5 protein-coding genes are annotated in these 20,356 nt (G+C 73.5%); 4 read left to right on the top strand and 1 reads right to left on the bottom strand.

The genetic code is table 11. The annotated features are described in order from the left end of the window. The first annotated feature begins 24 nt into the window (after positions 1-24). The 4 genes from I4Q55_RS46890 to I4Q55_RS46875 all read left to right on the top strand — a co-directional run bounded on the left by I4Q55_RS46890 (position 25) and on the right by I4Q55_RS46875 (position 19,831). The gene (locus tag I4Q55_RS46890; protein ID WP_374194546.1) at positions 25-18,099 is read left to right on the top strand and encodes an amino acid adenylation domain-containing protein; all 18,075 of its coding nucleotides are present in this window, start codon (positions 25-27) and stop codon (positions 18,097-18,099) included. A gap of 2 nt (positions 18,100-18,101) precedes the next feature. Then, positions 18,102-18,515 carry an aspartate 1-decarboxylase gene (panD, locus tag I4Q55_RS46885; RefSeq protein ID WP_206797358.1) on the top strand — a complete coding sequence of 138 codons (414 nt, stop codon included), beginning with the start codon at positions 18,102-18,104 and terminating at the stop codon, positions 18,513-18,515. A gap of 66 nt (positions 18,516-18,581) precedes the next feature. Next, a complete protein-coding gene (locus I4Q55_RS46880; RefSeq protein ID WP_206797357.1) occupies positions 18,582-19,607 on the top strand; it encodes an ABC transporter substrate-binding protein in 1,026 nt (341 codons plus the stop codon). Between the two features lie 14 nt (positions 19,608-19,621). After that, entirely contained in the window at positions 19,622-19,831 is a 210-nt protein-coding gene (locus I4Q55_RS46875; RefSeq protein WP_206797356.1) for an MbtH family protein, read from the top strand. 120 nt (positions 19,832-19,951) lie between these two features. On the opposite strand, the gene I4Q55_RS46870 is transcribed toward I4Q55_RS46875, so the two are convergent. After that, a complete protein-coding gene (locus I4Q55_RS46870; protein ID WP_206797355.1) occupies positions 19,952-20,257 on the bottom strand; it encodes an integrase core domain-containing protein in 306 nt (101 codons plus the stop codon). Positions 20,258-20,356: the final 99 nt, after the last annotated feature.

The following is a 20,356-nucleotide window of genomic DNA, read 5'->3' as shown; positions in this document are numbered from 1 at the left end:
GAGCAGCGGGAGGCTGGTCTACCGGTGAGCAACGGTGACGCTGTGCAGCAGCAGGTGTCGAGGCTCGGTTTCTGGCGTGACCGCCTCGCTTCGGCGCCGAAGGAGCTGCCGCTGCCGGTCGACCGGCCGTACCCGGCGGAGCCCGGCGCGCGGGCGGTGCTCGGCCGGCCGTTGCCGGAGGCCGACGAGCTGACCTTGCTGGCGGCGTTCACGGTGCTGTTGTCCCGCTATGCGGGAACTGTCGACGTCCAGCTGGGGATCGGCTCGCTGGTGCCGCTGCGGGTGGACCTGGGCGGCTCGCCCGGGTTCGCCGACGTCGTGGCCCGGGTGCGGGAGGCGCGCGAGGAAGCGCTCGCGCACGAGGTGCCGTTCGCCGACCTGGTCGCCGAGCTGGACCCGGAGCCCGGTCGTGGGGGCGCGCTGCTCGTCAACGTCGGCTTCGGCGCCGAAACGGACCTTCCGCTGGATCTCAACCTGACCACCGGCGGGTTGCGCTACCGCGCCGACGTGCTCGACGAGTCCACTGTGGACCGCATGCTCGACCACCTCGGGCACCTCCTCGCCGCGGCGACCGAACGTCCACAGTGGCCGGTCGACCGGCTCGCCCTGATGACCGCGCCGGAGCGGCACGAGATCCTGGACGGCTGGAACGACACGGACCTCGCCACCCCGCTGGTCACGTTCCCGGAGCTGTTCGCGGCCCGCGTCCGCGAGAACCCGGACGCCGTCGCGCTCGTCTTCGAAGACGAGGAGCTGACCTACGCCGAACTGGACGCGCGCGCCAACCGGCTCGCCCACGTCCTCATCGGCCGCGGTGCCGGTCCCGAGCAGGTCGTCGCGCTCGCCGTGCCGCGCTCGATCGACATGATCGTCGCCGAGCTGGCCGTGCTCAAGGCCGGCGCTGCCTACCTCCCGCTGGACCAGGACTACCCGGCCGAGCGGATCGCCTTCATGGTGTCCGACGCGCGCCCGGTGTGCGTGGTGACCACCGGCGAACTGGCCGGGCTCTTCGACGGCGACGTCCTGCTCCTCGACGATCTGGACACCGGCGGCGCACCGGCGACGGACCCGGCCGCGGCGATCGTCCCGGCCAACGCCGCCTATGTCATCTACACCTCCGGCTCCACCGGGCGCCCCAAGGGCGTCGTGGTTTCCCACGCGGGGGTCGCGAAGCTCGTCGCGACGCAGTCCGAGCGGTTCGGGGTGGGCCCGCACAGCCGGGTGCTGCAGTTCGCGTCGCCGAGTTTCGACGTCGCCTTCTGGGACCTCTGCCTCGGGTTGCTCTCCGGCGGCCGCCTGGTGATCACCCCGGCCGAGCGCCGGGTGCCCGGTCCCGAGCTGGCCGAATACGCGCACGCCCACGGCGTCGACTTCATGATCCTGCCGCCCGCCCTGCTCGCCGAGTTCCCCGAGGACTGCGACCTGCCGCGGGACAGCGTGCTCCTGGCGGGCACCGAACGCGTCTCGCCCGAGCTGGTGCGCCGCTGGGCGCCGGGGCGGCGGATGTTCAACGCCTACGGCCCGACCGAGGCCACGACCAACTCGACGCTCGGCCTCTGCGACCCCGAGATCGCCCCGGGCTCGGCCGTGCCGATCGGCGTGCCGGACCCCGGCACCCGGGCGTACGTCCTCGACGCGCACCTCGCCCCGGTCCCGGTCGGGGTGGTCGGGGAGCTGTACCTCGCCGGCAGCGGCCTGGCCCGCGGCTACCTCGGGCGGCCGGGGTTGACCGCCGAGCGGTTCGTGGCCGACCCGTTCGGTTCCGGCGGACGGCTCTACCGGACCGGTGACCTCGTCAAGTGGCTGCCGGACGGCCGGCTGGTGTTCCTGGGCCGGGCCGACGACCAGGTCAAGATCCGCGGCTACCGCATCGAACTGGGCGAGATCGAGTCGGTGCTCGCCGAGCACCCGCGCGTCGGCCAGTCGGTCGTCGTCGCGCAGGACGGGCAGCTGATCGCCTACGCCGTCCCGGTGCCCGACCGCGACGCGGCGGCCGAACAGGGCCACGTCGACGAATGGCACGACGTCCACGAGGAGATGCTCGCCGGCTCCCACGGCATCGAGGAGAACTTCGCGGGCTGGAACTCCAGCTACGACGGCACCGAGATCCCGCTGGAAGAGATGCGGGAGTGGCACGCGGCGACGATCGACCGGATCCGTTCGCTGCGGCCGAAGCGGGTACTGGAGATCGGCGTCGGCAGCGGGCTCATCCTGTCGCGGATCGCCCCGGACGCCGAAACCTACTGGGGTGTCGACCTTTCCGAGAGCGCCGTCGAGAACGTCCGGCGCGAGGTCGCGGCCACGTCCTACGCGGCCAAGGTCCACCTCGCCGCCCGGCCCGCCCACGACCTGGGCGAGCTGCCGGACGAGCCGTTCGACACCGTCGTCATCAACTCCGTCGCCCAGTACTTCCCGAGCGCCGACTACCTCGCCGAGGTCGTCAGGACCGCCGCGGACCTGCTGAAGCCGGGCGGGACGATCTTCCTCGGCGACATCCGCAACCTGCGTTCGCTGCGCGCCTTCCGGACCGCCGTCGAGCTGCGCCGCGGCCGGGCCGACGTCGCCGCCGTGGACCAGGCGATCGCCCGCGAGGGCGAGCTGGTTCTCGACCCGGACTTCTTCCCGGCCCTCGCCCGCGGCCTCGACGGTTTCGGCGACGTCGACCTGTGGGTCAAGCGCGGCACCGCGCACAACGAGCTGACCCGGCACCGCTACGACGTCGTGCTGCGGAAGGCGCCGCAGCGCGCCGTCGCCGACGAGCAGGTCGTCGCGTTCGGCGACCTCGGTGCGGTGGAACGGTTCCTGGCCGCCGAGACCCCGGCTCGGCTGCGGGTCACCGCGATCCCGGACGCGCGGCTGGCCGGCGAGCTGGCCGCGGTCCGCGCCCTGGACACCGGCGACGCCGAGGCGGCCCTGGCCGCCCTCGACCGCCGGGACGGCGTCGACCCGGAAGCCCTGTACGCGCTCGGCGAGCGGGCCGGCTACCGCGTCGCGATCACGCCGGCGGCCGACGGGGGCGAGCTGGAGGCCGTCTTCATGCGCCCCAATGTGGCCTTGGGGCGCTCGGGAGAGGGGCCGGCCTACCGCCCGGTGCGGCAGACGGGCACGCCGGCGTCGTACGCCAACAACCCCGCGGCCCGCCGGGAAACCGGTGCGCTCGTGGCGTCGTTGCGCGCGCACGTGCGGGACCGGCTGCCGCTGTACATGGTGCCCTCGGCGTTCGTCGTGCTGGACAAGCTGCCGGTGCTCGCCTCCGGCAAGCTGGACCGCAAGGCCCTGCCCAGCCCGGAACGCTTCACCGCCGGACCGGGCCGCGCGCCGCGCAACCCCGTCGAGCAGCTGCTGTGCGAGATGTTCGCCGACGTCCTCGGGGTGCCGCAGGCCGGTCCGGACGACGACTTCTTCGCTCTCGGCGGGCACTCGCTGCTGGCCACCCGGCTGATCCAGCGGATCCGCGCGGCCGTCGGCGCCGAGGTGCCGGTGCGGGCGGTGTTCGACGCCCCGACGCCGGCCGCGCTCGCGGAGCTGCTCGCCGGGGCCGTCACCGGGACCGAACGCCGTCCGCTCACCCGCGTCACCGAGCGGCCGGAGCGGCTGCCGCTGTCGTTCGCGCAGCGGCGGCTGTGGTTCCTGCACGGCCTCGACGGCGGCTCGGCGACCTACAACGTCCCGCTCGTCATGCGGCTGGCCGGGGAACTCGACGTCGACGCGCTGCGGGAAGCGCTCAACGACGTCGTCGACCGGCACGAGGCACTGCGGACGGTCTTCCCGGTCGTCGACGGCGTCCCGTACCAGCAGGTCCTGCCGGAAGGGACGGTGGCGCTCACCGTCCGCTCGGTGTCCGATGCGGACACCGAGGTGGACCGGCTGGTCCGCGGCGTGTTCGACCTGGGGGCCGGTGTGCCGGTGCGCGCGGAGCTGCTCACCGTCGACCCGCGGCGGCACGTGCTGGTCCTGGTCGTGCACCACATCGCCGCCGACGGCTGGTCGCTGTCCCCGCTGTGGCGGGACATCGCCACGGCCTACCGCGCCCGCCTGCGCGGCGAAGCTCCCCCCTGGACGCCGCTGCCGGTGCAGTACGCGGACTACACGCTCTGGCAACGCGAACTCCTGGCCACCGAGGAAGCCGCACAGCTCGGCTACTGGCGTGAAACGCTCGGTGGCCTGCCCGACCGCATCGCGCTCCCGCTCGACCGCCCCCACCCGGCGGTCTCGGCCCACCGCGGTGAGTTCTTCACCTTCGCCTGGGACGCCGGGCTCCAGGCCGGGCTCGCCGACCTCGCCCGCGCGTGCGGAGCCAGCCCGTTCATGGTCGTGCACGCGGGCCTCACCGCGGTGCTGTCCCGGCTCGGCGCGGGCACCGACATCCCGATCGGCACCCCGATCGCCGGCCGCACCGACGCCGCGCTCGACGACTTGGTCGGGTTCTTCGTCAACACCCTCGTGCTGCGGGTGGACACCGGCGGTGACCCGTCGTTCCGCGACCTGGTGGCCCGGGTGCGGGACCGCAGCCTCGACGCCTACGCCCACCAGGACGTGCCGTTCGAGCGGCTGGTCGAAGCGCTGAACCCGGCCCGGTCGCTGGCGCACCACCCGCTGTTCCAGACCATGCTCGCCTGGCAGAACACCCCCGGCAGCGGCGTCGAGCTGCCCGGCCTGACCGTGACTGAGCAGCCCGTCGGCACCGGCACGGCCAAGTTCGACCTCTGGTTCTCCTTCACCGAAGGCGCCGACGGCCTGCACGGCCAGGCCGAGTTCAACGCCGAGGTGTTCGACCGGGCCACCGTGACCGGCCTCCTCGACCGCCTGGAAACCCTCCTCAGGCAGGTTGTCGACGCGCCGGACCGCCGCCTGGGTTCGTTGGACGTGCTCACGACGGCCGAGCGGGCCGGCCTCGAGCAGACCTGGTCGGGTGCCGTCGAGGACGTCCCCGCGGTCACCGTGCCCGAGCTGTTCGCCGCCCAGGTCGCGCGGACGCCCGGCCACCCGGCGCTGGTCTTCGAAGACGACGAACTCACCTACGCCGAGCTGGACGCCGTCTCGAACCGCCTCGCCCGCGTGCTGGCCGCGCGCGGAGCCGGGCCGGAACGCGTGGTCGCCTTGGCGCTGCCGCGCTCGACGCACCTGGTCACGGCGATCCTGGCCGTCCTCAAGACGGGCGCGGCCTACCTGCCGCTCGACCCCGGCTACCCGGCCGGCCGCATCGCGTTCATGCTCGAAGACGCCGACCCGGCGCTGGTGCTGGCCGTCGCGGAGACCGCCGTCCCGGGCGCGCTGCTGCTGGACGACCCGGACACCCTGGCCGGGGTTCCGGACGAGCCCCTGGACGTGCCGCTGCGGCCGGAAAACCCGGCGTACGTCATCTACACCTCCGGGTCGACCGGCCGGCCCAAGGGCGTCGTCGTCCCGCACGCCGGCATCGTCAACCGGCTGCTCTGGATGCAGGACGAATACGGCCTCACCACGGGCGACCGCGTGCTGCAGAAGACGCCGTCCAGCTTCGACGTCTCGGTGTGGGAGTTCCTCTGGCCGCTGCTCACCGGCGCCACCGAGGTGCTCGCCCGGCCGGACGGGCACAAGGACCCCGCCTACCTCGCCCGGCTGATCCGCGACCGCGGCGTCACCACCGTCCACTTCGTCCCGTCGATGCTCCAGGTCTTCCTCCAGGAGCCGGCGGCGGCGGAGTGCACGAGCCTGCGCCGCGTGCTGTGCAGCGGCGAGGCGCTGCCGCTCGACGCCGTCACCCGGTTCCCCGAGGTCCTCGACGCCGAACTGCACAACCTCTACGGCCCCACCGAGGCCTCGGTCGACGTCACCGCGTGGCACACGTCCGCGGCGGACACTTCCGTCCCCATCGGACGTCCGGTGCGGAACACCCGCACCTACGTCCTCGACGCCACCCTGCGCCCGGTCCCGCCGGGCACCCCCGGCGAGCTGTACCTGGCCGGCGTCCAGCTCGCCCGCGGCTACCTCGGCCGGGCCGGGCTCACCGCCGAGCGGTTCGTCGCCGACCCGTTCGGCGCGCCGGGCACCCGCATGTACCGCACCGGCGACCTCGCCCGCTTCCGGCCCGACGGCGTCCTCGAGTTCCTCGGCCGCGGCGACGAGCAGATCAAGATCCGCGGCTTCCGCGTCGAGCCGGGCGAGATCGCCGCGACGCTGTCCGCGCACGACGACGTCGCCCACGCCGTCGTCGTCGCCCGCGAAGACCGGCCCGGCGACGTCCGGCTGGTCGGGTACGTCGTCCCGGCGGACACGCCCGGTGCGGCCGAGGAGGAGACCGAGATCCACTCGGGCACCGGCGACGAGTTCGCCGGCTGGAACTCCAGCTACACCGGCGAGCCGCTCCCGCCCGAGGAGATGCGCGAGTGGCGCGACGCCATCGTCGCCCGGATCCGTTCGCTGCGGCCGAAGCGGGTCCTGGAGATCGGCGTCGGCAGCGGCCTGCTGCTGACCGAGCTGGCTCCGGACTGCGAGGCCTACTGGGGCACGGACATCTCCGCCGAGGCCATCGCCTCGCTGGGCGAGCGGGTCGCGGCCGACCCCACGCTCGCCGGGCGCGTCGAACTGCGCACCGGCGAGGCCGCCGACCTCGCCGGCCTGCCGTCCGGGTTCTTCGACACGATCGTGCTCAACTCCGTCGTCCAGTACTTCCCGAGCGGGACGTACCTCCTCGACGTCGTGCGCCAGGCCCTGGCACTCCTGGCGCCGGGCGGGGCGCTCTTCGTCGGGGACGTCCGCGACCTGCGCCAGGTCCGGGCGTTCCACACCGCCGTGGCCCAGGCCCGCGGCGGCGACGTCGACCAGCTTCTGCCGGGGGAAAAGGAACTCCTGGTGGCGCCGGAGTTCTTCGCCGGCCTCGACGGGGTCGCCGCGGACATCCGCGTCAAGCGCGGCCGGGCGGTCAACGAACTCACCCAGTACCGCTACGACGTGGTCCTGCGGCCGGGGACCGCCGAGCCCCTCCCGGCCGAGACGCTGACCTGGGGCACCGATGTGTCCTCTGTGGACGAAGTGGTCGCTCGGCGCCGCGACGGCCTGCGCGTCGAAGGCGTCCCGAACGGGCGGATCACCGAAGGCGTGAACCCCGAGGACTGGTACGCGCTGGGTGCGGTCGTCACCTGGTCCGCGGCCGGCGACGGCTCGGTCGACGTCCTGTTCACCAGCGGTGACCCGGCCGGCGCGTTCCGGCCCGGTTCGGCGGACCTCCTGACCTACACCGGCAACCCCCGGCGCGCCCGCCGCAGCGCGGCCCTGTCCGCGGACCTGCGGGCGCTGGCCGCCGAACGGCTGCCGGAGCACATGGTGCCGTCGGCGATCGTCCTGCTCGACGCGCTGCCGGTGACGGCGAACGGCAAGCTCGACCGCCGCGCGCTGCCGGCGCCGGAGGCGAGCGCACCGGTTTCGGAACGGGAGCCGCGCACGCCGGTCGAACGGCAGCTGTGCGCGCTCTTCGCCGACGTCCTCGACCTGCCGCGGGTCGGCCCGGACGACAGCTTCTTCGCCCTCGGCGGCCACTCGCTGCTGGCCACCCGGCTGATCGCCCGCGTCCGCACCACGCTGCATGCCGAACTCGAAGTGCGGGCGGTCTTCGAGAAGCCGACCCCGGCGGGCCTGGCCGGGGTGCTCGCCACCGCTCGCGGGACCGCGCGGCCACCGCTGCTGCCCGCGCGCCGCCCGGACCTCGTCCCGCTCTCGGGCGCGCAGCAGCGGCTGTGGTTCCTGCACCACCTCGAAGGACCCTCGGCCACCTACAACGTCCCGCTGGTCATGCGGCTCGACGGCGACCTCGACGTCGAAGCGCTGCGCTCGGCGCTCTCGGACGTGGTCGCCCGCCACGAGGCCCTGCGCACCCGCTTCCCGCAGCGGGACGGCGTGCCCTACCAGGACATCCTCCCGGCCGTGGACGTCGATCTGCCGGTGCGCGAGGTCGCCGACCTCGACGCGGCCCTCACCGGGCTGGTCCGCGGGTCGTTCGACCTGGAGCGGCACGTGCCGGTCCGCGCGGAGCTGCTGCGGCTCGGCGCCCGCGAGCACGTCTTCGCGCTGGTGTTCCACCACATCGCCTCCGACGGCTGGTCGATGGCCCCGCTGTGGCGCGACATCGCCACGGCCTACGCCGCCCGCCGCGCCGGTGACGCTCCACAATGGACGCCGCTGCCGGTGCAGTACGCGGACTACACGCTGTGGCAACGGGACCTGCTCGGCCGCGAGGACGACCCGGACAGCGTGCTGAGCGCGCAGCTGGACTACTGGCGGACGGCCCTCGACGGCCTGCCGGACCGGATCGAGCTGCCGCTGGACCGGCCGCACCCGGCGACCGCGACCTTCCGCGGCGAGCTGCACACCTTCACCTGGGACGCCGGCCTCCACGCGAGCCTGGCCGAGCTGGCCCGCGAGAGCGGCGCCAGCGTGTTCATGGTCGTGCACGCGGCCCTCGCCGCCCTGCTCACCCGCCTCGGCGCGGGCACCGACGTGCCGATCGGCTCGCCCATCGCCGGGCGCACCGACCCGGCCCTCGACGACCTGGTCGGGTTCTTCGTCAACACCCTGGTCCTGCGCGTGGACACCGGCGGCGAGCCGACGTTCCGCGAGCTGCTCGCCCGGGTCCGCGAGCGCAACCTCGACGCCTACGCCCACCAGGACGTGCCGTTCGAGCGCCTGGTCGAGGTGCTCAACCCGGCGCGGTCGCTGTCGTACCACCCGCTGTTCCAGGTCATGATCGCCGGGCAGAACAACGCCCGCGCCGAGGTGACCCTGCCCGGCCTGGCCGTCACCGAGGTCCCGGTGACCACCGGGACGTCGAAGTTCGACCTGTCGATCTCGCTGACCGAGCGCGACGCCGGGATCGCCGGCGTCCTGGAGTTCAACGCCGACGTCTTCGACCACGCGGGCGCGAACGCGATCCTGCGCCGCCTGGAAGTGCTGCTGCGTGCGGCGCTGGCCGAGCCCGACCGCCCGGTCGGCGCCCTGGACCTCCTCGACGGCGATGAGCGCGACCGGGTGCTCACCGAGTGGGCAGGCTCGCTCGACCCGGCGGGCACCGAGACGTTCCCCGGGATGTTCGCCCGCCGCGTCGCCGAAGCCCCCGACGCGGTGGCACTCGTGTTCGAGGACGTCGAGCTGACCTACGCCGAGGTGAACGCCCGCGCCAACCGCCTCGCGCACCTGCTGCTTTCTCGCGGTGCCGGCCCGGAGCGGGTCGTCGCGCTGGCCGTGCCGCGGTCGGTCGACATGATCATCGCCGAGCTGGCGGTGCTCAAGGCCGGTGCCGCGTACCTGCCGATCGACGTCGACTACCCGGGCGACCGGATCGCCTACATGGTCGAGGACGCGGCCCCGGTCTGCGTGGTGACCACCCGGGACGTCGAGGCGAAGCTGCCCGCGGCCCTGCCCCGGGTCCTCCTCGACGACGCGGCACTCGAAGCGTCGTCCACAGTGGACCCCGCGGTTGTGGTCAAGCCGGAGAACGCGGCGTACGTGATCTACACGTCCGGCTCGTCCGGACGGCCGAAGGGTGTCGTTCTCCAGCACTCCGGTGTCGCGAAACTGGTCGCCACCCAGGTCGAACGTTTCGGGGTCGGCCCGCACAGCCGCGTGCTGCAGTTCGCGTCGCCGAGCTTCGACGTCGCCTTCTGGGATCTCTGCCTCGGGTTGTTGTCGGGCGGCCGCCTGGTGGTCGTCCCGGCCGAGCGGCGGGTCGCCGGCCCGGCGCTCACCGAGTACGCGCACGCCCACGGCGTCGACTTCATGATCCTGCCGCCCGCCCTGCTCGACGCGATGCCGGCGGACCTCGACCTGCCGCGGGACAGCGTGCTGCTGGCGGGCACCGAACGCGTGTCGCCGGAGCTGGTGCGCCGCTGGGCGCCGGGGCGGCGGATGTTCAACGCCTACGGCCCGACCGAGGCGACCACCAACTCGACCCTCGGCGAGAGCGACCCGGCCGAGCTGGCGGACGCGACGGTCGTCCCGATCGGCGTCCCCGACCCCGGCACCCGGGCTTACGTCCTGGACGCCGGGCTGCGGCCGGTCCCGCCCGGCGTGGTGGGGGAGCTCTACCTCGCGGGTTCCGGCCTGGCGCGGGGATACCTCGGCCGGCCGGCGCTGACGGCGGAGCGGTTCGTGGCGGACCCGTTCGGTTCGGGCGGCCGTCTCTACCGCACCGGCGACCTCGTGAAGTGGCTGCCGGACGGCCGGCTGGTGTTCCTCGGCCGGGCCGACGACCAGGTCAAGATCCGCGGCTACCGCATCGAACTGGGCGAGATCGAGTCGGTGCTCGCCGAGCACCCGGCCGTCGGGCAGTCCGTCGTCGTCGCCCAGGACGGGCGGCTCATCGCCTATGCCGTGCCCGCGGCCGGGCGGGACGAGGAAGCGGAGCTGGACCACGTCGGCGAGTGGCGCGAGCTGCACGAGAACGTCTTCACCGAAGCCGCGTCCGGCGGGCTGGAGGAGAACTTCACCGGCTGGAACTCCAGCTACGACGGCTCCGAGATCCCCCTGGAAGAGATGCGCGAGTGGCACGCTGCGACCATCGAGCGGATCCAAGCGCTGCGGCCGAAGCGGGTGCTGGAGATCGGCGTCGGCAGCGGGCTCATCCTGTCGCGGATCGCGCCGGACGCCGAGGAGTACTGGGGCGTCGACCTGTCCGAAAAGGCCATCGCCAACCTGCGGCGGGAACTCGCGGCGACGCCGTTCGCGAGCAAGGTGCACCTCGCCGCGCGCCCTGCCCACGACCTGGGCGAGCTGCCGGAGTTCGACACGGTGATCATCAACTCGGTCGCCCAGTACTTCCCGAGCGTCGGCTACCTCGCCGAGGTCATCCGCACGGCCGCGGCGCACGTCCGGCCCGGCGGCGTGATCTTCCTCGGTGACATCCGGAACCTCCGCTCGCTGCGGGCGTTCCGGACCGCGACCGAGCTGCGCCACGGCCGCCGTGACGTCGCCGCCGTCGACCAGGCGATCGCCCGCGAGGGCGAGCTGGTCCTGGACCCGGACTTCTTCGCAGCCCTGGATCTCGACGGCTTCGACGACGTCGACCTGTGGGTCAAGCGCGGCCACGCCCACAACGAGCTGACCCGGCACCGCTACGACGTCGTCCTCCGCAAGGCACCGCGACCCGACACCCCCGAAGAGCTGGTCGTCGCCCTGGACGACCTGGAAGCAGCCTTGGCGGCCCGCCCGGCCCGGTTGCGCGTCACCGGCGTGCCCAACGCCCGGCTGTCCGGCGAACTCGCCGCCGTCGCCGCACTGGCCGCCGGCGACGCCGAGGCGGCACTGTCCTCATTGGAGGATCGATCCGGCGTCGACCCCGAGACGCTGCACGACCTCGGCGCGCGGCACGGTTACCGCGTCTACGCGACCCTCACCGTGGACGAGGGCGCGCTGGAAGCCGTCTTCACCACCGGCGAGCCCACGCGCATCCACCGCGGCCGCCCGGTCCGGGCCGCCCTCGAAGCGCTGGGCAACCACCCGGCCGGGCAACGGGACACGAGCACGCTGGTGGCGGCGCTGCGGGCGCACGTCCGCGACCGGCTGCCGCAGTACATGGTGCCCTCGGCGTTCGTGGTCCTCGACCGGCTCCCGCTGCTGGCCTCCGGCAAGCTGGACCGGCGCGCCCTCCCGAGCCCGGACAAGCAGGCGGTCACCGCCGGCCGGGCCCCGCGGACACCGGTCGAAGAGGTCCTCTGCGGGCTCTTCGCCGAAGTCCTCGACACGTCGTCGATCGGCGTCGACGACGACTTCTTCGCCCTCGGCGGCCACTCGCTCATGGCGACCCGCCTGGTCGCCCGGCTGCGCGCGGTCTTCGGCGTCGAACTGCAGGTGCGGTCGGTGTTCGAGGCGCCGACGGTGGCCGGCCTGGCCGCCCTGCTGGCCACCTCCGGCTCGGCACCGGCCCGGCCCGCGCTCCTGCGTGCCGAGCCGCGGCCGGACGTGCTGCCGCTGTCGTTCGCCCAGCAGCGGCTGTGGTTCCTGCACCGCCTCGAAGGCCCGTCGGCGACCTACAACATGCCGTCGGCCGTCCGGCTGACCGGCAACCTCGACGTCGACGCGCTCCGCGCGGCGCTGTCCGACGTCGTCGAACGCCACGAAGCCCTGCGCACGGTGTTCCCCGAGATCGACGGGGAGGCGCGGCAGCTCGTCCTCGACGGCGTCACGATCCCGCTGCCGGTCCGCGCGGTCACCGAGGCCACGCTCGCCGACGCGGTTTCCGAGGCGGCCGGCGCGGTGTTCGAGCTGGAGTCGGAGCTCCCGCTGCGCGCGGAGCTGCTGCGCCTCGGCGCCCGCGAGCACGTCCTGGTGCTGGTGTTCCACCACATCGCCTCCGACGGCTGGTCGACCGCGCCGCTGTGGCGGGACCTCGCGACGGCCTACACCGCCCGGCAGGCCGGGGAAGCTCCCCGGTGGACGCCGCTGCCGGTGCAGTACGCGGACTACACGCTGTGGCAGCGGGACGTCCTCGGCGAGCCGGTGATCGAACCGCAGCTGGCCTACTGGCGCGAAACCCTGGCCGGCCTGCCCGAACGCATCGAGCTGCCGACCGACCGGCCGCACCCGGCGGAAGCGTCCTACCGCGGCGAGCAGTTCGCCTTCGGCTGGGACGCGGAACTCCACAGTGGACTCGTCGAGCTGGCCCGCGCCTGCGGGGCCAGCGTGTTCATGGTCGTGCACGCCGGCCTCACCGCGGTGCTGACCCGGCTCGGCGCGGGCACCGACATCCCGCTCGGCACCTCCATCGCCGGCCGCACCGACGCCGCGCTCGACGACCTCGTGGGCTTCTTCGTCAACACCCTGGTCCTGCGCGTGGACACCGGCGGTGACCCGTCGTTCCGCGACCTGGTGGCCCGGGTGCGGGACCGCAGCCTCGACGCCTACGCTCACCAGGACGTGCCGTTCGAGCGGCTGGTCGAGGCGCTGAACCCGGCTCGGTCGCTGGCCTACCACCCGCTGTTCCAGACGATGCTGGCGTGGCAGAACAACGCCGTCGCCGACCTCGCGCTGCCGGGCCTCGCCGTCGCGGAGGAGCCGGTCCGCACCGGCACCGCGCGGGCCGACCTGACGTTCTTCGTCGGCGAGCGGCCCGGCCACCAGAGCGGGATCCGCGGCACGGCGGAGTACAACAGCGACGTCTTCGACCGCTCGACCGTCGAGGCGCTCCTGGAGCGGCTGCGGACGCTCCTGGCCGCCGTCGTCGCCGACCCGGACACCCGGATCGGCGCCGTCGACCTGCTCACCGCCGCCGAGCACGAGCAGCTCGCCGCCGCCCCCGCGACCCCGCTGCCCGCGGAGACGACGGCCGAGCTGTTCGCGGCCCAGGTCGCGCGGACACCGGACGCCCTCGCCTTGGCGTTCGGCTCCGAACGGCTCACCTACGCCGAGCTGGACACGCGGGCCACGGCCCTCGCCCGCGCGTTGCTCGCCCGGGGCGCCGGGCCGGAACGCGTGGTGGCCGTCGCGCTGCCGCGGTCTGTCGACCTGGTGGTCGCCCTCCTGGCGGTGCTCAAGACCGGCGCCGCCTACCTGCCCCTGGACCGCAACCACCCGGCCGACCGCGTCGAGCTGATGCTCACCGACGCGGCACCGCACCTGGTCGTCGCCGAAGACGGCTTCGGGGATCGCCTGGTCCGGCCCGGCGACACCGGGCCGGAGCCGGCTTGGCCGTCGATCAGCCCGGACCACCCGGCGTACGTGATCTTCACGTCCGGCTCCACCGGACGTCCGAAGGCCGTCGCCGGCACCCAGCGGGCCCTGGCCAACCGGCTGCGCTGGGGCCGGGACCTCGCCCCGGGCGTGCGCGTCGCCAAGAGCGCGCTGACGTTCATCGACGGCTCGACCGAGCTGCTCGGCGGCCTCGTCGCGGGTGACCCGGTGGTCCTCGCCGACGACACGACGGCCACCGACCCCCTGGCACTGGCCGCCTTCGTGCGCGAGACCGGCGCGCAGGTGCTCACGGTGGTCCCGAGCCTCCTCGACACCTTCGCCGAGGACGCCCCGGCCGGCGCGTTCGACTCGGTGACCACCTGGATCACCAGCGGCGAACCGCTTTCCGAGACGCTCGCCGAGAAGGTGGCGGCTCGCTGGCCGTCGGCGAAACTGGTCAACCTCTACGGCTGCTCGGAGGTCGCGGGCGACAGCCTCGCCCAGGTCTGCGGCCCGGTGGCCATCGGACGGCCGGTCGCCAACACCCGCGCGTACGTCCTCGACGCCGGTCTCCGCCCGGTGCCGCCGGGCGTCCGCGGCGAGCTGTACCTGGCCGGCGCCGGGCTCGCCCGCGGCTACCTCGGCCGGCCGGCGCTCACCGCCGAGCGGTTCGTCGCCTCGCCGTTCGAGCCGGGGGAGCGGATGTACCGCACCGGCGACCTGGTCCGCCGCCGCGCCGACGGGGCTCTGGAATTCCTCGGCCGCGCCGACCAGCAGATCAAGATCCGCGGCTTCCGCGTCGAGCCCGGCGAAGTCGAAGCCGCGCTGACGGCCGACGCGTCCGTGACGCGCGCGGCCGTGATCGCCCGCGAGAACCGGCTGATCGCCTACGTGGCGCCGGCGGGTGACCCGGTCGCGCTGCGGGCGTCGCTCGCCGCACGGCTGCCGGAGTACCTGGTGCCGTCGGCGATCGTCGTTCTGCCCGAGCTGCCGGTGAACGCCAACGGCAAGCTCGATCGCGCCGCCCTGCCCGACCCGGAGGTCCGCGCCTCCGGACGGCTCGCGCGGACCCCCGCCGAGCAGGCGCTGTGCGAGCTGTTCGCCGACGTCCTCGGCGTCCCGGCCGTCGGTCCGGACGACGGGTTCTTCGCCCTCGGCGGGCACTCGCTGCTGGCCACGCGGCTGGTCAGCCGGATCCGCGCGCTGCTCGGCGTCGAGGTGCCGATCCGGGCGGTGTTCGACGCGCCGACCCCGGCCCGGCTCGCCGCGGCCCTCGACCCGGGCCGCGGCCGCCGTCCGGCACTGGTCCCGGCGCGGCGGCCGGACGTCCTGCCGCTGTCGTTCGCGCAGCAGCGGCTGTGGTTCCTCGACCGCCTCGACGGGCTGTCCGCGACCTACAACATCCCGTGGGCGTGGGACCTGACCGGCCCGGTCGACGTCGACGCGTTGCAGGCGGCGCTGGGTGACGTCGTGGCGCGGCACGAAGTCCTCCGGACGCTGCTGGTCGAGGAGCAGGGCACTCCGCGGCAGGTCGTGCTCGACGAGGCTCGGCCGGTGCTGGTCACCGAGACCGTGGCCGAAGCCGACCTCGACGAGCGCGTCACCGCGGCGGCGTCGTACTGCTTCACCCTCGACGCCGAGCTCCCGATCCGGGCCACCCTCGTCTCGGCCGGACCGGAGCGGCACGTGTTCGTGCTGCTGGTGCACCACGTCGCGGGGGACGGCTGGTCGCTGCCGCCGCTGAAACGCGACCTCGGCACCGCCTACGCGGCCCGGCTGCGCGGCGAGCGTCCACAGTGGACGCCGTTGCCGGTGCAATACGGGGACTACACGCTGTGGCAGCGGGAGATGTTCGGCCGCGCCGACGACCCGGACAGCGTGCTGGGCCGGCAGGCGGCGTTCTGGCGGGACACCCTCGCCGGGATCCCCGACGAGCTGGCGCTCCCGGCGGACCGGCCGCGGCCGGCGCGGTCGACGAACCGCGGCGCCGCCGTGCCGTTCACCGTGCCCGCCGCCGTCCACCGCGGCCTGCGGGAGCTGGCGCACCGCAGCGACACCAGCACGTTCATGGTCCTGCAGGCGACGCTGGCCGCGCTGCTGACCCGGCTCGGGGCGGGGACCGACATCCCCCTCGGCACGCCGGTGGCCGGCCGCTCCGACCACGCGCTGGAGGACCTCGCCGGGTTCTTCGTCAACACCCTCGTCCTGCGGACCGACACCGGCGGCGACCCGACGTTCCGGGAGCTCCTGAACCGCGTGCGCGAAGCGGACCTGGCGGCGTACGCCCACCAGGACCTGCCGTTCGAGCACCTCGTCGAGCTGCTCAACCCGCCGCGGTCCCTCTCCCGGCACCCGCTGTTCCAGGTGATGCTCGCCGTCTACCACTCGGGTGCCGAGCCGGAACGGCTGCTCGGGCTCGACGCGGCCTACCGCGACACCGGGCTGCGGCAGGCGAAGTTCGACCTGTCGTTCGACCTGGTCGAAACGGCCGAAGGCATCGACGGAGACCTCGAATACAGCCTCGACCTCTTCGACGAGCCGACGGCCCGGACGCTCACCGAGCGCCTGGTCCGGGTGATGGCGGCGGTCGTCGCGGACCCGGACCGGCCGCTGAGCCGGCTCGACGTCCTCGACGCAACCGAGCGGGACCGCATCCTGCGTGACTGGGGTGCCGGGGCGCCGCTGACGCTCTCGGCCCCGACGGTCGTCGACAGGCTGGCCGCCCAGGTGGCGGCGACTCCCGACGCGACCGCGTTGAGCGACGCTTCGTCGAGTGTCACGTTCGCGGAGTTCGCCGCGCGGACCGACCGCCTCGCCCGGTGGCTGGCCTCGCAGGGGGCGGGTCCCGAGAAGGTCGTGGCGCTCGTGCTGCCGCGGTCGGCGGCGGTCGTCGAGGCGATCTTCGGTGTCTTCAAGAGCGGCGCGGCGTACCTGCCGGTGGACCCGGACCAGCCCGCGGACCGGATCGCCGCGATCCTCGCCGACTCGGGGGCGGCGCTGGTGCTCACGAGCCGTTCGCTGGCTTCGCCGGTGCCCGGCGCGCTGTTCGTCGAGGACATTGTGGACACTGATGCGGCGCTTACCCCGCCTTCGCCCGCCAACCCGGCGTACGTGCTCTACACGTCCGGCTCGACGGGCAAGCCCAAGGGCGTCGTCATCCCGCATTCCGGGCTGGTCAACCTGTTCCACAGCCACCGCGAGACGCTCTACCGCCCGGCCGTCGCCGCGGCGGGCGGCCGTCGGCTGCGGGTCGGGCACGCGTGGGCGTTCTTCTTCGACGCGTCCTGGCAGCCCCAGTTGTGGCTGCTCGACGGGCACGAGGTGCACGTCGTCGACGACGACACCCGTCGCGACCCTTCGCGGCTGGCCGCGGTCGTGCGCGAGCGGCAGCTGGACTTCCTCGAGCTGACGCCGTCGCACTTCGCGCAGCTGGCCGCGGCCGGGGTGATCGCGGACGGCCGGTGCGCCCTCGGCGTGGTCGGCGTCGGCGGTGAAGCCGTCTCGCAGACGCTGTGGGAGACCCTGGCGTCGACGCCGGGCACGGCGGCGTACAACCTCTACGGCCCCACCGAGGCCACGGTGGACGCGCTGGTCGGCCGCTTCGGCGACGCCGACCGGCCGGTGGTCGGCCGTCCGGTGCACAACACGCGGGCGTACGTCCTCGACGGCGGCCTCTCGCCGGTCCCGGCCGGGGTGCCGGGCGAGCTGTACCTGGCCGGCGCCGGGCTGGCCCGCGGCTACCACGGGCAGCCGGCGCTCACCGCGGACCGGTTCGTCGCCTCGCCGTTCGAGCCGGGGGAGCGGATGTACCGCACCGGTGACCTGGTGCGCTGGCGGCCCGGCGGGCAGCTCGAGTACCTCGGCCGCACCGACGACCAGGTCAAGATCCGCGGCTTCCGGATCGAACCAGGCGAGGTCGAGACCGCGCTGACCCGGCACGACGACGTCGACCAGGCGCTGGTCGTCGTCCGGGACGAGCGGTTGGTCGCGTACACGACTCCTGCGACCGCTGATCCGGTGGAGCTGCGGGCGTTCCTCGCGCGGTCGCTGCCGGAGTACATGGTGCCCGCGGCGATCCTGCCCCTGGACGCGTTCCCGGTGACACCGAACGGGAAGCTCGACCGGGCCGCGCTGCCGGTGCCCACGTTCGAGGCGCGCGGCCGGGCGCCGGAAACGGCGACGGAGAAGGCTCTCTGCGAGATCTTCGCGGAGGTGTTGGACGTCGCCGCCGTGGGCGCCGACGACGACCTGTTCACCCTCGGCGGCCATTCGATGCTGCTGGTGGTCCTGCGCAACCGGATCACCGAGCGGCTCGGGACCGAGCTGGCGATCGCCGAGTTCTTCCGTACCCCCACCGCGGCGGGTCTCGCCGCTGTGTTGAAACCGGGGCTCCGCCCCGGGCCGGGGGCTCCGCCACCCGGAGCCCCCGAACGAATCCTGATCACCCGAGACACGGAGTAGACGTGCACCGCACCCTGATGAACGCCAAGATCCACCGCGCCACCGTCACCCAGGCCGACCTGCACTACGTCGGCTCGCTGACCATCGACGCGGACCTGATGGCCGCCGCGGACATCGTCGAGGGGGAGAAGGTCCAGGTCGTCGACATCACCAACGGCGCCCGGCTGGAGACCTACGCCATCACCGGCGAGCCGGGGTCGGGCGTGATCGGCGTCAACGGCGCGGCCGCGCACCTCGTGCACCCCGGCGACCTCGTCATCATCATCACCTACGCCCAGGTGGAGGAGGCCGAGCGCGCCGGGCACCGGCCGCGGGTGGTGCACGTGGACGCGGACAACCGGCAGGTCCACCTGGGACACGACCCGGCCGAGCCGGTGCCGGGAGCCGCGGCGCAGCTGTCCGGCCGTGGGCGCTGACACAGTTGCTTTGGCAGGCTGCCCTAAATAAGGTGTGCCTATCCTAAAGTTCGGCGAGAGGTTCTCATGTCCGTGTTCGAAGGCGCTGCCGGGCTCAGCCGGCGTGGATTCCTGATCGGGGCGGGTGGCGTTGCCGCCGCCGCGGCCCTCACCGCGTGCAGCAGCGGCGACAAGCCGTCGAGCGGTGCCGCCGCCGGCCCGTGGGAGTTCACCGACGACCGCGGCCAGAAGGCGACGCGCGACCAGCGTCCGGCGCGCGTGGTGGCCTACGCCAGCTCGGCCGCCGCGCTCTGGGACTACGGCGTCCGCCCGGTCGGCGTGTTCGGCCCGCAGAAGACGGCCGACGGCGGCAAGGAGATCCAGGCCGGCAACATCGACCTGAACGCCGTCACCTCGATCGGCAACGCCTGGGACGACTTCAGCATGGAGAAGTTCGCCGCGCTGAAGCCGGACCTGGTCGTCACCGGCCTGACCGGCACCAAGCCGACGGACATGTGGGTGCTCACCGACGACCTCGGCCCGAAGGTGCAGCAGGTCGCGCCGATCGTCGCGCTGTCGGAGTACAAGGTCACGCTGCCGAAGGTGATCGAGCGCTACTCGCAGCTGGCGGTCGCCCTGGGCGGCGACGCGAACTCGGCGACCATGAAGCAGGCCAAGGCGGACTTCGACAAGGCGTCCGAGGACCTGCGCGCGGCGGCGAAGGAGAAGGCCGGCCTCAAGGTCCTGGTGCTGTACGGCGACAAGGACGGCCTGTACATCGCGAAGCCGGAGTTCTTCGCCGACCTCGCGTACTACCGCGAGCTCGGCCTGGACATCGTCTCCGGCGGCGGCAGCGAGGACTACTGGGAGCAACTGTCCTGGGAGCAGGCGGGCAAGTACCCGGCCGACCTGATCCTGACGGACTCGCGTTCGTACGCGTTGCCGCGCGCCCAGATGACGCAGTTCCCGACGTGGAACCAGCTGCCCGCGGTCAAGGCCAACCAGCTGGGAGACTGGTCGGCCGAGCCGCGCTTCAACCACCTGCTCGCCACGCCGGTCATCCAGAAGCTGACCGCGCTGGTGCAGAGTGCCCGCACGGACATCACCGCCTGAGGAGGAGGACTGCCGTGACCAACCCGTTCGAAGACCCCGCCGGGACGTACCTGGTGCTGGTCAACGCCGAGAACCAGCACAGCCTGTGGCCGGAGTTCGCCGAGGTCCCGGCCGGCTGGACGGTCACCTTCGGCCCGTCGTCCCGCCAGGAGTGCCTGGACCACGTGGAAGCGAACTGGACGGACATGCGCCCGAAGTCCCTGGCCGACGCCATGGACGCCTGACCTGCCTCCCGCACGACACGCCGGAAGCCAAATGGCTTCCGGCGTGTCGTCTTTCCCGCCCCGCGTGATGCCTCTCCAATCACGCGTGTGGAGTTGCCCCGTTGAGGCGGACACGGGGTTTCAGGCAGCGTGGGCCTGACGATAGTTGGTTCGGGCTTCGGCGGGGGTGTTCTGGCCGATGGTGGAGTGCAGCCTGTTGTGGTTGTAGTAGCGCAGCCAGGTGAACACGTCCTGGCGGGCCTGTGCTCGGGTCCGCCAGATCGTAGTGCCGATCTCGGTCTTCAACGTGGCGAAGAAGGCTTCGGCGACGGCGTTGTCGTAGCAGGACCCCACCCGCCCCACCGACGGCCGGATCCGGTGCTCGGCCAGAGCGGCCCGGAACTGGCTGGAGGTGTACTGGGCGAGTTCAATCGGTCGATGCAACACCGGGTGTTTGTAATGAGCGTAGCTGCTCGGCGAAGACCTCGGCCGGGGTTCGCCAGCCGAGGATCTTGCGGGGCCGGTTATTGATCGTGAAGGCGATGG

This window comes from Amycolatopsis sp. MtRt-6, assembly GCF_017308975.1.
In the GTDB taxonomy this organism is placed as follows: domain Bacteria; phylum Actinomycetota; class Actinomycetes; order Mycobacteriales; family Pseudonocardiaceae; genus Amycolatopsis.
The sequence above is the reverse complement of the archived record's forward strand: the minus strand, read 5'-3'. Positions and strand labels throughout refer to the sequence as shown.

Coding starts and splice junctions, on each gene's coding strand:
- I4Q55_RS46880 (WP_206797357.1), top strand. CDS start 18,582: ATGTCCGTGTTCGAAGGCGCTGCCGGGCTCAGCCGGCGTGGATTCCTG.